We start from the raw sequence: 14,590 nt of genomic DNA on the forward strand, positions 1-14,590 counted from the left end.
GGACGAGCGTAGGCGTATCCCCCTTAATCGGGGGAGCCCCCTCGGCCAATCGGGGCGGAACGTGGCGCGAACACGTGTCAACATCGTGTATCCGTTCCGTGACCCGGTGTGCGATCAGACGCGGCCCGCGAGTATCGTCCTCACCTGCGCGGACCTCGTCCGCGCGGACCCGTCAGCCCACGGCACCGGAGGAAAGCGTTGTCCCGACTCGCGCTCATCAAGGCAGTGCTCGGACCGATCATGCGCCTGATGTTCCGTCCGCAGGTGGAGGGCGTCGAGAACATCCCGGGGACCGGTCCGGTCATCCTCGCGGGCAACCATCTGACCTTCATCGACTCGATGATCATGCCGGTGTGCCTGGACCGTCCGGTGTACTTCATCGGCAAGGACGAGTACGTCACGGGCAAGGGTCTGAAGGGCCGCCTGATGGCGTGGTTCTTCAGCGGCGTCGGGATGATCCCGGTCAACCGCGACGGCGGCCACGGCGGTGTCGCGGCGCTGATGACGGGGCGCCAGGTGCTGGAGGAGGGCAAGGTCTTCAGCATCTACCCGGAGGGCACCCGCTCCCCCGACGGCCGTCTCTACCGGGGCCGCACCGGTATCGCCCGGCTGACGCTGATGACCGGCGCGCCGGTCGTGCCGTTCGCGATGATCGGCACGGACAAGATCCAGCCGGGCGGGGCGGGGCTGCCGCGGCCCGGCAAGGTGACGGTCCGCTTCGGTGAGCCGATGGAGTTCTCGCGGTACGAGGGCATGGACCGGGACCGCTATGTGCTGCGGGCCGTCACGGACTCGGTGATGGCGGAGGTCATGCGGCTGTCCGGCCAGGAGTACGTCGACATGTACGCCACGAAGGCGAAGGCGGCGTAGCCGCCGAGCCCTTCAGGGGCGCGGTCGAGCCCTTCAGGGGCGCGGGGCGAGGGCCGCGCGGCGGCCGAGCCTTCAGGGGCGCGGGGAACTGCGCGACCAGCCACAGACGGCCCGCAGCCGGGACTCACGCAGTCCATCGGCTGCGGGCCGTCCTGGCCTGAGCGCAGTTCCCCGCGCCCCTGGGCAAACACGGGGCCGAGCCTCACCCCCGCGCCGGGGGGAGCAGGGGCCGAGGCGATCGGACCCCGCGTCCGGGACGGGCTACGGGTGCTCCAACCCCTCCTCCAGGCGCTGCCCCCGCAGCAGGAACCACGCCGCCACCGCCGTGGCGAACAGCACCGCACTCCCCAGGGCCGCCGCCGTCTGGAAGCCGTCCGTGAACGCGTCCCGGGCGGCGGCCAGCATGGGGGCCGCCTGTTCGGCGGGGAGCCGGGCCGCCGCGTCGACCGCGCCGCCGAGCGAGTCGTGGGCCGCGTCGGACACCCCCGCGGGCAGGTCCGCCGGAGCCGTGAAACCCCGGTAGATCCCCGTCACCACCGACCCGAGCAGCGCGATGCCGAGCGCCGCGCCCAGCTCGTACGCCGTCTCGGAGACCGCGGAGGCCGCCCCCGCCTGCTCCTTCGGCACGCTGGAGAGGATGACGTCGGCGGTGACGGTGAAGGCGAGCCCCGCGCCGAGACCGCCCACGAACAGGGCGATGCCGAGCGCCACGACCCCGGTGTCGGCCGAGACCGCCATACAGGCCGCCAGCGCCGCGCCCACCGCCGCCAGTCCCCCGGCCACCGCGCTGCGCACCGCGGCCCGGCGCGCCACGTAACCCGCCGCGAGCCCGGCGCCCACCGCGCCGACGGCCGCGGGCAGTTCGATCAGCCCGGCCTGGAGCGGCGAGCGGACCTGGACCAGTTGGAGGAATTGGGAGAGGAAGAAGACCAGCCCGGACAGGCCCAGGATGGTCAGCAGGTCGGCCAGGACCGCGCCGGAGAAACCCCGGTGGTGGAAGAGCCGCATGTCCAGCAGCGGCGACTCCAGGGTGAGCTGGCGGCGTACGAACCAGACCAGGGCCAGCACCCCCACCGCGCCCGCCCCCGCGATCTCCCAGCCGAGGCCGTTGACCGCCGCCTCCTTCACCGCGTACACCACCGCGACCATGCCCACCAGGGACAGCAGCACGCTCCCGAGGTCCCAGGGGCCCGGGCTGGGGTCGCGCGACTCGGGCAGCAGCTTGATGCCGACCAGCACCAGCACCGCCATGACGGGCAGGTTGATCAGGAAGACCGAGCCCCACCAGAAGTTCTCCAGCAGGAAGCCGCCGACGACGGGTCCGACGGCGGCGCCCGCCGAGGCCGCCGCGCCCCAGATGCCGACGGCGAGGCTGCGCTCGCGCGGGTCGTGGAAGATGTTCCGGATCAGCGCCAGCGTGGACGGCATCAGCGTCGCGCCCGCCACACCGAGCAGCGCCCGCGCCACGATCATCATCTCGGGGCTGGAGGCGTAGGCGTTGAGGACCGAGACCGCGCCGAAGGCCACCGCGCCGCACAGCAGCAGCCGCTTGCGGCCGATGCGGTCGCCAAGGCTTCCCATGGAGACGAGCAGGCCCGCGATGACGAACGAGTAGACGTCGCCGATCCACAGCAGCTGCGTCCCCGAGGGCTTGAGGTCCTCGCTGAGGAACGGGGTGGCCAGGCCCAGCACCGTCGCGTCGACGGCGACGAGGAGCACCGCCAGGACGAGTACGGCCAGGGCCAGCCAGCGGCCCGGCTGGCGTGCCTCGTGCACGGACTCGGCCCGGGAAGTGGTACTGGTCATTTCTCCACGCTCCGTCGCGCTCCGCCGAGCAGCAACTCGACGATCATGTGCTGGAAGTCGTTGCCGGCGACCCGGCCGACCTGGACCGCCCAGGCGCAGGTGCCGATCAGGCCGTAGAGGGCCTCGGTGAGCCACGCCGGGGTCAGGTCGATCCGGAAGTCGCCCTGCTCCTGGCCGCGCCGGAAGAGCGCGCAGACCCGCGCGTCGAGCCGGGCCCAGCCCTCGTTCATCTGGTCGCCCTCGAAGAGCTGGTTCTCGGTGACCAGGAAGGCGAGCAGGCCGGCGGCGGGCTCCACCTCGGCGATCAGACGCCGCAGCGCCTCGGGCGCGGGCCCCTCGTCCAGCCGGGCCCTGTCCAGGGCGTCCTCGAACTGCTCGATGCCGAAGCTCTCCAGCGCCCTGACCAGCGCGTCGCGCCCGGCGAAGTGACGGTGCAGGGTGGCGCGCCCGATGCCGGCGGCGCGGGCCACCTCGTCCATCGTGGCGGTCGCCTTGCGGGAGAGCAGGGCGGCCGCCGTACGCAGCACCTGGTCACGGTCCACAGTCATGAGACAACCATAACCCGAATGAGACATCGACGTCTCATTCGAAATCCTGTCGACCCCCGCCTTCCCGATCACTAACGTGGCGGTCGCCCTGCCCGCGCCCGCCCGCCCATGCCCACGGAAGGACCCCGTCGTGACCGACGACCGCCCCGCGCCGCCTCTCCTCGCCGACGAGCGCGAGACGCTGCGCGGCTTCCTCGACTACCACCGCGCCACGCTCGCCATGAAGTGCGAGGGCCTGACCGACGAGGAGCTGCGCACCACGTCCATGCCGCCGTCGACGCTCTCGCTGCTCGGCCTCGTCCGGCATATGGCCGAGGTGGAGCGGACCTGGTTCCGCAGGGTCGTGGGCGCCGAGGACATCACGCTGGTCTACTCGGACGTGAACGACTACCAGGTGGCCTACGACGCGAGCGGCGCCACCCGCGCGGACGCCTTCACCCGCTGGCAGGCCGAGGTCGAGCACTCCCGCCGTATCGAGCGGGAGGCGGCGTCGCTGGACGTGGTCGCGCACAACCCCCGCTGGGGCACGGACGTCTCGCTGCGGCTCGTGATGGTGCACGTCCTGCTGGAGTACGCGCGCCACAACGGCCACGCCGACCTCCTGCGCGAGGGGATCGACGGGACCGTCGGGGCCTAGGGCCCGCACGGCGAAGGGCCGGCCCGTCCCCTCGGACGGCCCGGCCCTTCAGCGGGCCACGCGCCTCAGCGCCTCGCGCGCCGGCGCCTGCGCAGCAGCACGACCGGGGCCGCGCCCAGCAGGCCCAGCGCGGCGGGCGCCGCCGAGGCGGCCGTGCCGATGCCCGGCTGCTCGAAGGTGCTCGGCACCGGCAGGCTGTCCCAGCGGTTGACGGGCCAGGCGACGACGAGGGCGCGCCCCACGACCTTGTCGACCGGCACCGAGCCGCCGCCCGGCTGGTCCCGGTGGTAGCGGGAGTCCGCCGAGTTCTGCCGGTGGTCACCCATCACCCAGATGCGGCCCTTGGGGACGGTGAGCTTGAACTGGCTCTCCTGGTCGGCGCTGCACGGCGTGTTCCCGGCGAAGACGTACGGCTCGTCCAGCGCCTTGCCGTTGACCTTGAGGGGGCCGGTGCCCTTGCACTCCACGGTGTCCCCGCCGACCGCGACGACCCGCTTGATCAGGTCCTTCTCCTCCGCCGACGGCATCAGCCCGACGAAGCTCAGCACCTTCTGGACGGCGTTGGGCTGCGGGGTGGGCTCGCCCTCGAGCCAGTTGCCCGGGTCGTGGAAGACGACGACCTCGCCGCGCGCCGGCTCGGAGCCGAACCACGGGGTCAGCTTGTCCACCAGGACGCGGTCACCGCGCTGGAGGGTGTTCTGCATCGAGTCCGAGGGGATCGAGAACGCCTGCACCAGGAACGTCTTGATCAGCAGGGCGAGGATCAGCGCGATACCGACGAGCAGCGGCAGCTCCTTCCAGAAGGAGCGCTGCCGGGGCTTGGGCCCGGTCGGCTCGCCGCCGGTGCCGGCGTCGGCCGTCTCGTCGGGCGCCGCCTCGGGGGTCACCTGGGGAGCCGCCTGGTTGGCCACCTGGGGAGCCGTCGTCCCTTCGGGCCCCTGGGGCCGCTCGGCGTCCCCGTGTCCTTCTTGCGCGCCGACCGCCACGTCCCCCACGTCCCACTCCCTCACCGCCGAAGGGACCATGGTCGCACGAAAAGGGCGCCGCTGATCGACATCGGCGGCGCACTCCATCCGTACGGGGCATGCGCGGCGCGCACACCCCGTACCGGTATGTCATTTCCTGGCGTCGGCCCAGGCGTGCTGGACCGCCAGGTCGGCCTTGACCTCGGCGAGTTGGACGGCGACGGCCGAGGGCGCGGTGCCGCCGCGGCCGTCGCGGGAGGCGAGGGCGCCCGCGACGTTCAGGACGGTCCGCACCTCGGGCGTCAGATGCTCGGAGATCTCGGCGAACTGCGCGTCCGTGAGCTCGTCGAGCTCGATGCCCCGCGCCTCGCAGACCTTGACGCACTCCCCCGCGACCTCGTGCGCCACCCGGAACGGCACGCCCTGCCTGACCAGCCACTCCGCGATGTCGGTGGCGAGCGAGAAGCCCGCGGGCGCCAGCTCCTCCATGCGCTCCCGGTTGACCGTGAGGGTCGCCATCATCCCGGTGAACGCGGGCAGCAGCACCTCCAGTTGGTCGCAGGAGTCGAAGACCGGCTCCTTGTCCTCCTGGAGGTCCCGGTTGTACGCGAGCGGCAGCGCCTTCAGGGTCGCCATCAGCCCGGTCAGATTGCCGATCAGCCGCCCGGACTTGCCGCGTGCCAGCTCCGCGATGTCCGGGTTCTTCTTCTGCGGCATGATCGAGGAGCCGGTGGAGAAGGCGTCGTGCAGGGTGACGAAGGAGAACTCCTTCGTGTTCCAGATGATGACCTCCTCGGCGATCCGGGAGAGGTTGACGCCGATCATCGCGGTGATGAAGGCGAACTCCGCCACGAAGTCGCGGGAGGCCGTGCCGTCGATGGAGTTGGCCACGCTGCCGCGCTCGAAGCCGAGGTCGGCGGCGACCGCCTCCGGGTCGAGGCCGAGGCTGCTGCCCGCGAGCGCGCCCGAGCCGTAGGGCGAGACCGCGGTGCGCTCGTCCCACTGCCGCAGCCGCTCGGCGTCCCGGGACAGGGACTGCACATGGGCCAGGACGTGGTGGGCGAAGAGGACCGGCTGGGCGTGCTGGAGGTGGGTGCGGCCGGGCATCGCCACGTCCGCGTGCGCCTCGGCGAGGCCCACCAGCGCGTCCTGGAGCTCCGCGACCAGACCGCCGATGATCCGGGCGTGGTCGCGCAGGTACATCCGGAAGAGGGTGGCGACCTGGTCGTTGCGGGAGCGGCCGGCCCGCAGCTTGCCGCCGAGGTCGGGGCCGAGCCGCTCCAGCAGGCCCCGCTCCAGGGCGGTGTGCACGTCCTCGTCGGCGATGGTCCCGGTGAAGGAGCCGCTCGCGACGTCCGCCTCCAGCCGGTCCAGGCCCGCGAGCATCCGCTGGAACTCGTCGGCCGTGAGCAGGCCCGCCTTGTGCAGCACGCGCGCGTGGGCGCGGGAGCCGGCGATGTCGTACGGCGCGAGGCGCCAGTCGAAGTGGACCGACGCGGACAGCTTCGCCAGCGCCTCGGCGGGTCCGTCGGCGAACCGGCCGCCCCAGAGCCGGACGTCACCGTTGTTGCTGCTCACAGCTGCTGCTCCTCACAAGGGGTGGATATGCCGCCGCCTCCCCGCCGCGGAGACGGGGAGGCGGCATGGACAACGCGTCGCGGTTACGCCAGGTCGCGCTTGGCGGCGATCTTCGAGGAGAGGCCGAAGATCTCGATGAAGCCCTGCGCCTTGGACTGGTCGAAGGTGTCGCCCGAGTCGTAGGTGGCGAGGTTGAAGTCGTAGAGCGACTCCTCGGACTTCCGTCCGGTGACGACCGCGCGACCGCCGTGCAGGGTCATCCGGATGTCGCCGGTGACGTGCTGGTTGGCCTCGTTGATGAAGCCGTCCAGGGCGCGCTTGAGCGGGGAGAACCACAGGCCGTCGTAGACCATCTCGCCCCAGCGCTGCTCGACCTGCCGCTTGTAGCGGGCCAGTTCGCGCTCGACGGTGACGTTCTCCAGCTCCTGGTGGGCGGTGATCAGCGCGATCGCGCCCGGCGCCTCGTACACCTCACGGGACTTGATGCCGACGAGCCGGTCCTCGACCATGTCGATCCGGCCGATGCCCTGGGCGCCGGCCCGCTCGTTGAGCTGCTGGATCGCCTGGAGGACGGTGACGGGCCTGCCGTCGATGGCTACGGGGACGCCCTCCTTGAAGGAGATGACGACCTCGTCGGCCTCGCGGGGCTCGGCCGGGTTCGAGGTGTACTCGTAGATGTCCTCGATCGGCGCGTTCCAGATGTCCTCCAGGAAGCCGGTCTCGACCGCGCGCCCGAAGACGTTCTGGTCGATCGAGTACGGCGACTTCTTGGTGGTGGCGATGGGGAGGTTCTTGGCCTCGCAGAAGGCGATCGCCTTGTCCCGGGTCATCGCGTAGTCGCGGACCGGGGCGATGCACTTCAGGTCCGGGCCGAGGGCCGCGATCCCGGCCTCGAACCGCACCTGGTCGTTGCCCTTGCCGGTGCAGCCGTGGGCGACCGTGGTGGCGCCGTGCTTCCTGGCCGCGGCCACCAGGTGCTTGACGATGGTGGGCCGGGAGAGCGCCGAGACCAGCGGATAGCGGTCCATGTACAGGGCGTTGGCCTTGATCGCCGGGAGGCAGTACTCGTCGGCGAACTCGTCACGGGCGTCCGCGACCTCGGCCTCGACGGCACCGCAGGCGAGCGCGCGCTTGCGGATGACGTCCAGGTCCTCGCCGCCCTGGCCGACGTCCACGGCAACGGCGATGACCTCGGCGCCCGTCTCCTCGGCGATCCAGCCGATGGCGACGGAGGTGTCCAGACCGCCCGAGTAGGCGAGTACGACGCGCTCGGTCACGGGTTTCTCCTTACGGTGCATTCGGTGATGGGTATAACTATGCAGTGGACCGTATGTTTTGTCAACGAGGGTGGGGAGAGGGACCGGGGGAGGCAGAAGGAGAACGCGCGCCACGCGACCGGGGTAACGGTTCGGCCCCCCGGCAGGACGTCAACGGCCGGGCCGCGTACGGTCACGGGCATGATGCGTACCGCTCTCGCACTCGGCGCGGCCCTGCTCGCGCTCGCGGCCCCGGCCGCGACGGCCGAGTCCCGGCCCTTCCACTCGCCGAACCTGCCCAACCGGATGTCCGACACCGGCGGCGGCACCCAGCTGATCACCGCCGAGGCCCCCTCCCCCAGCTCCACCACCGGCCGGGTGACCTGGTGGGACCGGCGCGGGCCGCTGTGGGTGGCGGTGGGCCGGGCCGATGCCAGGTTCGGCGCCAAGGGCCTGGTCGAGGGGACCACCCGCACCCAGGGCACCAACACCACCCCGACCGGCCTGTACGACCTGCCGTACGCGTTCGGCACCACGGCCGCGCCCCAGGGGACGAAGTTCGCCTACCGGCGTGCCACGACGAAGTCCTGGTGGTGCGAGGACACCGCGTCCCAGGCGTACAACCGCTGGGTGGAGGGCCTGCCGGCCGACTGCCGGGCGAGCGAGTCCGAGCAGATCACCGCCTACCCCACGCAGTACGCCCGCGCCCTGGTGGTCGGGTTCAACTACGACCAGCCGGTGCGCGGGCGGGGTGCGGGGATCTTCCTGCACGTCAACGGGAAGGGGGCGACGGCCGGTTGCGTCTCGGTCCCGGCGGACGCGATGGCCGCCATCCTGGCCTGGGCCGACCCGGCCAAGCACCCCCACATCGCGATCGGCACGGCGTCCGGGCCGACCGCGATCACGCGGTACTGACCGCCCCCGCCGGGGACGGCCTAGCGGTCGTTCTGCGCCAGGCGCAGCAGATGGTCCGCCAGGGCCTGGCCGCCGGCCGGGTCCCGGCTGATCAGCATCAGGGTGTCGTCGCCCGCGATCGTGCCGAGGATGTCGTGCAGTTCGGCCTGGTCGATGGCCGAGGCGAGGAACTGGGCGGCGCCCGGCGGCGTCCGCAGCACCACCAGGTTGGCGGAGGCCTCCGCGGAGATCAGCAGCTCCGCGGAGAGCCGGCGCATCCGCTCCTCCTTGGCCGACTCGCCGAGCGGGGCCTTGGGGGTGCGGAAGCCGCCCTCGCTGGGCACCGCGTAGATCAGCTCGCCGCCGGTGTTGCGGATCTTCACCGCGCCCAGCTCGTCGAGGTCGCGCGAGAGCGTCGCCTGGGTGACGCTCAGTCCGTCGTCCGCGAGCAGCTTGGCGAGCTGGCTCTGGGACCGCACCGGCTGCCGGTTGAGGATGTCCACGATCCGGCGGTGGCGGGCGGTGCGGGTCTGCGGTACGGCGGGGCCGCCGAGCTCTTGGTCCTGCGCCTCGTCGGTCATCGTCGTCTCATTCTCCGGATCGTCCGTCCCCGTTGACACTCGCGTCGAGGACACCGGGCAGCGACTGGAGGAACGCGTCCACCTCCGCGTCACCGATGATCAGCGGCGGCATGAGCCGTACGACATCGGGGGCGGGCGCGTTGACCAGGAAGCCGGCATCCTGGGCCGCCCGCTGCACCTTGGCGGCGACGGCCTCGGTGAGCACGATACCCAGCAGCAGCCCCGCGCCACGGACGTGGGAGACCAGCGGGTGTGCCAGCGCCTCGATTCCGCCCCGCAGCCGCTCGCCCAGCAGCTTCACACGGTCGAGGGTCCCTTCGGCGGCGAGCGTGTCCAGAACGGCGAGTCCGGCCGCGCACGCCACCGGGTTCCCGCCGAAGGTGGTGCCGTGCTGACCGGGCGTCAGCAGCTCGGCGGCCGGGCCGAAGGCGACGGTGGCGCCGATGGGCAGACCGCCGCCGAGGCCCTTGGCGAGGGTGACGAGGTCGGGCAGGACGCCCTCGTGCTGCTGGTACTCGAACCAGGTGCCGGTACGGCCGATACCGGTCTGCACCTCGTCCAGGACCAGCAGGGTGCCGGTGGCCGCGGTGATCTCACGGGCCGCCCGCAGATAGCCCCGGGGCGGGACGACCACGCCGTTCTCGCCCTGGATGGGCTCGATGACAACCAGCGCGGTCTCCTCGGTGACCGCGGCCCGCAGCGCCTCGGCGTCCCCGTACGGCACGTGTGTGACGTCGCCGGGCAGCGGGCGGAAGGGCTCCTGCTTGCCGGGCTGGCCGGTGAGGGCGAGCGCGCCCATCGTCCGGCCGTGGAAGCCGCCCTCGGTGGCGACCATGTGGCCGCGGCCGGTCAGCCGCCCGATCTTGAAGGCGGCCTCGTTGGCCTCGGCGCCGGAGTTGCAGAAGAAGACCCGGCCCGGCCGTCCGGACAGCTCGATCAGCCGCTCGGCGAGCGCCACCGGCGGCTCGGAGGCGAACAGGTTGGAGACATGGCCGAGGGTGGCGATCTGGCGGGAGACCGCCTCGACGACGGCCGGGTGGCCGTGGCCGAGGGCGTTGACCGCGATGCCGCCGACGAAGTCGGTGTACGCGCTGCCGTCCGCGTCCCACACCGTGGCGCCCGCGCCGCGCACCAGCGTCAGCCTCGGGGTGCCGTAGTTGTCCGTCATGACCCGCTGCCAGCGCTGGGCCAGCTCCTGACCGGTCACTGTGCTTCCCCCTGCTGGTCGTCGGGCACGACCATCGTGCCGATGCCCTCGTCGGTGAAGATCTCGAGAAGGATGGAGTGCGGGACGCGTCCGTCGATCACGCGCGCGGTGGTGACGCCGTTGCGCACGGCGAACAGACAGCCCTCCATCTTGGGGACCATGCCGCTGGAGAGGTCGGGCAGCAGCCTCTCCAGCTGGCTCGCGGTGAGCCTGCTGATGACCTCGTCGCTGTGCGGCCAGTCCTCGTACAGCCCCTCGACGTCGGTCAGGACCATCAGGGTCTCGGCGCCCAGCGCAGCCGCAAGAGCCGCAGCCGCCGTATCAGCATTGACGTTGTAGACATGTCCGTCGTCCTGGGAGCGGGCGATCGAGGAGATGACCGGGATCCGGCCGTCCTCCAGCAGCGCCTCGATGGCGCCGGTGTCGATCGCGGTGATCTCACCGACCCGTCCGATGTCGACGAGCTCGCCGTCGATCTCGGGCCGGTGCTGGGTGGCGGTGATGGTGTGCGCGTCCTCGCCGGTCATCCCGACGGCGAGCGGGCCGTGCTGGTTGAGCAGCCCGACGAGCTCGCGCTGGACCTGCCCGGCGAGCACCATCCGTACGACGTCCATGGCCTCCGGCGTGGTGACGCGCAGGCCCGCCTTGAACTCGCTGACCAGGCCGTGCCGGTCGAGCTGGGCGCTGATCTGGGGGCCGCCGCCGTGCACCACGACGGGCTTGAGCCCGGCGTGCCGCAGGAAGACGACGTCCTGGGCGAAGGCGGCCTTGAGCGCCTCGTCGACCATGGCGTTGCCGCCGAACTTGATCACGACGGTCCTGCCGTGGTGGCGGGTCAGCCACGGCAGCGCCTCGATGAGGATGCGCGCCTTGGGGAGCGCGGTGTGCTTCCGCGTACTCATGAGCTGTACGCGCTGTTCTCGTGGACGTAGTCGGCGGTGAGGTCGTTGGCCCAGATGACGACGGGCTCGGCGGAGCCGGCGGCGAGGTCGGCGGTGATGCGGACCTCCCGGTAGCGCATGTCGACGAGGTCGCGGTCCTCGCCCACCGAGCCGTTCTTGCAGACCCAGACGCCGTTGATGGCGACGTTGAGGCGGTCCGGGTCGAAGGCGGCCCTGGTGGTGCCGATGGCGGAGAGCACCCGGCCCCAGTTGGGGTCCTCGCCGTGGATGGCGCACTTGAGGAGGTTGTTGCGGGCGATGGAGCGGCCGACCTCGACGGCGTCGTCCTCGTCGGCCGCGTTCACGACCTCGATGCGGATGTCCTTGCTGGCGCCCTCGGCGTCCCCGATGAGCTGCCGGGCGAGGTCGTCGCAGACGGTACGGACGGCCTCGGCGAACTCCGCGTACTCCGGGGCGGTTCCCGAGGCGCCGGAGGCCAGCAGCAGCACGGTGTCGTTGGTGGACATGCAGCCGTCGGAGTCGACCCGGTCGAAGGTGGTCCGGGTGGCGTCGCGCAGGGCGCGGTCCAGGACCGGGGTGTCCAGGTCGGCGTCGGTGGTGAGGACGACGAGCATGGTGGCGAGGCCCGGGGCGAGCATGCCGGCGCCCTTGGCCATGCCGCCCACCGTCCAGCCGTCCTTCGTCACGACGGACGTCTTGTGGACGGTGTCGGTGGTCTTGATGGCGATGGCGGCCTTCTCGCCGCCGTGCGCGGAGAGCTCGGCCGCGGCCTTCTCGATGCCGGGCAGCAGCTTGTCCATGGGAAGGGTCACCCCGATGAGCCCCGTGGAGGCGACGGCGACCTCGCCCGCGCTGTGCCCGTCGAGGACCTCGGCGACCTTCTCGGCGGTGGCGTGGGTGTCCTGGAAGCCCCGCGGGCCCGTACAGGCGTTGGCGCCACCGGAGTTGAGGACGACCGCGGTGACCGCGCCGCCCTTGAGGACCTGCTCGGACCACAGGACGGGGGCGGCCTTGACGCGGTTGGAGGTGAAGACGCCCGCGGCGGCGCGGCGCGGCCCGTGGTTGACCACGAGGGCCAGGTCCGGGTTGCCGTTCTCCTTGATCCCGGCGGCGATGCCCGCCGCCGTGAACCCCTTGGCTGCCGTCACGCTCACTGCTTCTCCTCGTTCGCTTCTCCGCCCGCGCGGCGCGCCGCTGCGGCTTTCGTCGTCGACTGCGGACCGGTGGCCGCGCGCGCGTCGCTCACGGCGCGACTCCTGTCGTCGTCAGGCCCGTGGTCTCGTCAAGCCCCAGGGCGATGTTCATGCTCTGCACCGCGGCGCCCGCGGTGCCCTTGGTCAGGTTGTCGATGGCGGCGACCACCACGATCCGGTGGGCGCCCTCGTCGTACGCCACCTGGAGCTGCGCGGCGTTGGAGCCGTACACGGACGCGGTGGCGGGCCACTGCCCCTCGGGGAGCAGATGGACGAACGGCTCGTCGGCGAAGGCCTTCCGGTACGCCGCCCGTACCGCTTCCCCGGTGACGCCCGGCTTCACCCTGGCGGAGCAGGTGGCGAGGATGCCGCGGGGCATGGGGGCGAGGGTCGGCGTGAAGGAGACGGTGACGCGCTCACCGGCCACCGCGCTCAGGTTCTGGACCATCTCGGGGGTGTGCCGGTGCCCGCCGCCGACGCCGTACGGCGACATCGAGCCCATGACCTCGCTGCCGAGCAGGTGCGGCTTGGCCGCCTTGCCCGCGCCGGAGGTGCCGGAGGCCGCGACGATCACGGCCTCGGGCTCGGCGATGCCGCTCTGGTACGCGGGGAAGAGCGCCAGCGACACGGCGGTCGGGTAGCAGCCGGGGACCGCGATGCGCCGGGACCCCTCCAGCGCGGCCCGCCCGCCCGGCAGTTCGGGCAGCCCGTACGGCCAGGTCCCGGCGTGCGGCGAGCCGTAGAACGCCTCCCAGTCGGCGGCGTCCCTCAGCCGGAAGTCCGCGCCCATGTCCACGACGAGGACGTCCGCGCCGAGTTGTTCGGCGACGGCGGCCGACTGGCCGTGCGGCAGCGCGAGGAAGACCACGTCGTGGCCGCGCGCCAGCACCTCGACGGTGGTGGGCTCCAGGACGCGCCCGGCCAGCGGGAGCAGCTGCGGCTGGAGCGCGCCGAGCCGCTGCCCGGCGTTGGTGTTGCCGGTCAGGGCACCGATCTCGACGTCCGGGTGCGCGAGGAGCAGCCGCAGCAGTTCCCCGCCCGCGTACCCGCTCGCCCCGGCCACTGCCGCTCGTACCGCCATCGAAGCCTCCTCGTCAACGAGGCATGACTATACGCAGCAATGCAGTTTTATGCAAAGGTCGGCGGCCGGGTCCGGGCGGAGGCGCGGGGTCGGGTTGTACGGGTGCCGTCAGTGGAACCTGACGACGACGCACGCGGCGTGCCCGACTTCGCCGTACTCGCCTTCGCTCGCACGCTTGCCGCCGGCGTCGCCACCGGCGCCGCCCCGGCCCGCGCCGCGGCAGGAGGGGGGCACCGGGGAGGCGGAGCTTCCGCCGGTACCGCCTTTGCCTCCGTCGATGTCGTTGCCGGGGCCCTTGGTGCCGCCGACGCCGGCGCCCCCACGGCTGTACCCGCACGGACCCGTGCTGGGGCTCGGGCCGCCGGCGCCGCCGGTGTTGCCGCCGAAACTGACGTAGCGGAGTCCGCCGCCGCCACCGGTACCGCCGGGCATGGTCTCGGTGCGTCCGCCGAGGACGACAGAGGTGGCGCCGCCGTCCCCGCCCTTCCCGCCGTGGCCCGAACCGCCTCGTGCCGGGCTGGTGCCACGGGACCCGACCAGCCCGCCCCTGCCCACGGTGAGGCGCACGTCATCGGGGTGCGTGACGAAGAAGTGGCACTCCATGCGCCCGCCGCCGCCACCACCGCCACCACCGCCCCCGGTGCCGTAGCCGCCACCACCTCCACCGCCACCCGCGCCGATGACGGTCACCGTGACCGTGAGGCCGCCTTTCGGGAGCTCGCAGGAGACCGCTCCCGGGGTGTGGAACGTGGTGCCGCTCACGCAGGTGTTCACGGCGGCCGCGGCAGCGGCCGGCGTCAGGGGCGCCGCCACGCCCCCGGCCGTCAGCGCGACCGCTGCGGCCAGGAGTGTGGACACTCGGTGCCGGGAACGGGGATGGTTCGTCGTCATACCCGAGGACGCTACGACGGCGGGGAGGCCCCGGAGCCCCGGCCCGGCGCCCGGTCACCCGATCGAGGGGCGCGCCCGCGCGCGAAGTTCTGGCGGAGGCGGTGGCGTGCGCGACCGCCGCCCTCGCCTCCCGGTGGAGGTGTGACCCACCTCGCGCGGGACGGCGGGCCGGGTACGGTGC

14 protein-coding genes are annotated in these 14,590 nt (G+C 72.5%); 3 read left to right on the top strand and 11 right to left on the bottom strand.

Features of this window, described 5'->3' with window-relative positions; translation table 11 throughout:
- Nucleotides 1–198: 198 nt before the first annotated feature.
- Entirely contained in the window at nt 199–870 is a 672-nt protein-coding gene (locus ABZ404_RS22405; protein ID WP_358836723.1) for a lysophospholipid acyltransferase family protein, read from the top strand.
- A gap of 261 nt (nt 871–1,131) precedes the next feature.
- Here the strand turns inward: ABZ404_RS22405 and ABZ404_RS22410 are convergent, their stop codons facing one another.
- Both ABZ404_RS22410 and ABZ404_RS22415 read right to left on the bottom strand, forming a co-directional pair.
- A complete protein-coding gene (locus tag ABZ404_RS22410) occupies nt 1,132–2,676 on the bottom strand; it encodes an MFS transporter (RefSeq protein ID WP_358990722.1) in 1,545 nt (514 codons plus the stop codon).
- Nucleotides 2,673–3,224 carry a TetR/AcrR family transcriptional regulator gene (locus ABZ404_RS22415; RefSeq protein WP_358835567.1) on the bottom strand — a complete coding sequence of 184 codons (552 nt, stop codon included), beginning with the start codon at nt 3,222–3,224 and terminating at the stop codon, nt 2,673–2,675. Before ABZ404_RS22415 ends, ABZ404_RS22410 begins: the two co-directional genes overlap by 4 nt.
- Before the next feature lie 130 nt (nt 3,225–3,354).
- Between ABZ404_RS22415 and ABZ404_RS22420 the strand changes: the two genes are divergently transcribed.
- The gene (locus ABZ404_RS22420) at nt 3,355–3,861 is read left to right on the top strand and encodes a DinB family protein (RefSeq protein ID WP_358835568.1); all 507 of its coding nucleotides are present in this window, start codon (nt 3,355–3,357) and stop codon (nt 3,859–3,861) included.
- Between the two features lie 65 nt (nt 3,862–3,926).
- Here ABZ404_RS22420 and lepB read toward each other — a convergent pair whose 3' ends face one another.
- The 3 genes from lepB to ABZ404_RS22435 form a co-directional block, all read right to left on the bottom strand.
- Nucleotides 3,927–4,886 (bottom strand): signal peptidase I, encoded by a 960-nt coding sequence (lepB, locus tag ABZ404_RS22425; protein ID WP_358835569.1) that lies wholly within the window; start codon nt 4,884–4,886, stop codon nt 3,927–3,929.
- 90 nt (nt 4,887–4,976) lie between these two features.
- Entirely contained in the window at nt 4,977–6,404 is a 1,428-nt protein-coding gene (gene argH / locus ABZ404_RS22430; RefSeq protein ID WP_358835570.1) for an argininosuccinate lyase, read from the bottom strand.
- Between the two features lie 83 nt (nt 6,405–6,487).
- Complete coding sequence (locus ABZ404_RS22435; protein ID WP_358835571.1) at nt 6,488–7,681, bottom strand: argininosuccinate synthase; 1,194 nt, start codon at nt 7,679–7,681, stop codon at nt 6,488–6,490.
- A gap of 183 nt (nt 7,682–7,864) precedes the next feature.
- Here ABZ404_RS22435 and ABZ404_RS22440 point away from each other — a divergent pair, with 183 nt between their 5' ends.
- Complete coding sequence (locus ABZ404_RS22440; protein WP_358835578.1) at nt 7,865–8,575, top strand: L,D-transpeptidase family protein; 711 nt, start codon at nt 7,865–7,867, stop codon at nt 8,573–8,575.
- Between the two features lie 20 nt (nt 8,576–8,595).
- Here ABZ404_RS22440 and ABZ404_RS22445 read toward each other — a convergent pair whose 3' ends face one another.
- The 6 genes from ABZ404_RS22445 to ABZ404_RS22470 form a co-directional block, all read right to left on the bottom strand.
- Nucleotides 8,596–9,135 (bottom strand): arginine repressor, encoded by a 540-nt coding sequence (locus tag ABZ404_RS22445; protein ID WP_190089598.1) that lies wholly within the window; start codon nt 9,133–9,135, stop codon nt 8,596–8,598.
- Nucleotides 9,136–9,142: 7 nt separating this feature from the next.
- The gene (locus tag ABZ404_RS22450) at nt 9,143–10,342 is read right to left on the bottom strand and encodes an acetylornithine transaminase (RefSeq protein ID WP_358835572.1); all 1,200 of its coding nucleotides are present in this window, start codon (nt 10,340–10,342) and stop codon (nt 9,143–9,145) included.
- Nucleotides 10,339–11,244: an acetylglutamate kinase gene (gene argB, locus ABZ404_RS22455; protein WP_358835573.1), complete on the bottom strand. Its 906-nt coding sequence runs from the start codon at nt 11,242–11,244 to the stop codon at nt 10,339–10,341. The genes ABZ404_RS22450 and argB overlap by 4 nt, the downstream gene beginning before the upstream one ends.
- Nucleotides 11,241–12,398, bottom strand: coding sequence for a bifunctional glutamate N-acetyltransferase/amino-acid acetyltransferase ArgJ (gene argJ, locus ABZ404_RS22460; protein ID WP_358835574.1), 1,158 nt, complete (start codon nt 12,396–12,398; stop codon nt 11,241–11,243). Before argJ ends, argB begins: the two co-directional genes overlap by 4 nt.
- Nucleotides 12,399–12,486: 88 nt before the next feature.
- Nucleotides 12,487–13,518, bottom strand: coding sequence for an N-acetyl-gamma-glutamyl-phosphate reductase (gene argC, locus ABZ404_RS22465; protein ID WP_358835575.1), 1,032 nt, complete (start codon nt 13,516–13,518; stop codon nt 12,487–12,489).
- A 108-nt stretch (nt 13,519–13,626) separates the two neighbouring features.
- Nucleotides 13,627–14,409 (bottom strand): hypothetical protein, encoded by a 783-nt coding sequence (locus ABZ404_RS22470; protein WP_358835576.1) that lies wholly within the window; start codon nt 14,407–14,409, stop codon nt 13,627–13,629.
- Between the last annotated feature and the right edge of the window lie 181 nt (nt 14,410–14,590).

The sequence above is a fragment of the Streptomyces sp. NPDC005878 genome (genome assembly GCF_040629815.1).
In the GTDB taxonomy this organism is placed as follows: domain Bacteria; phylum Actinomycetota; class Actinomycetes; order Streptomycetales; family Streptomycetaceae; genus Streptomyces.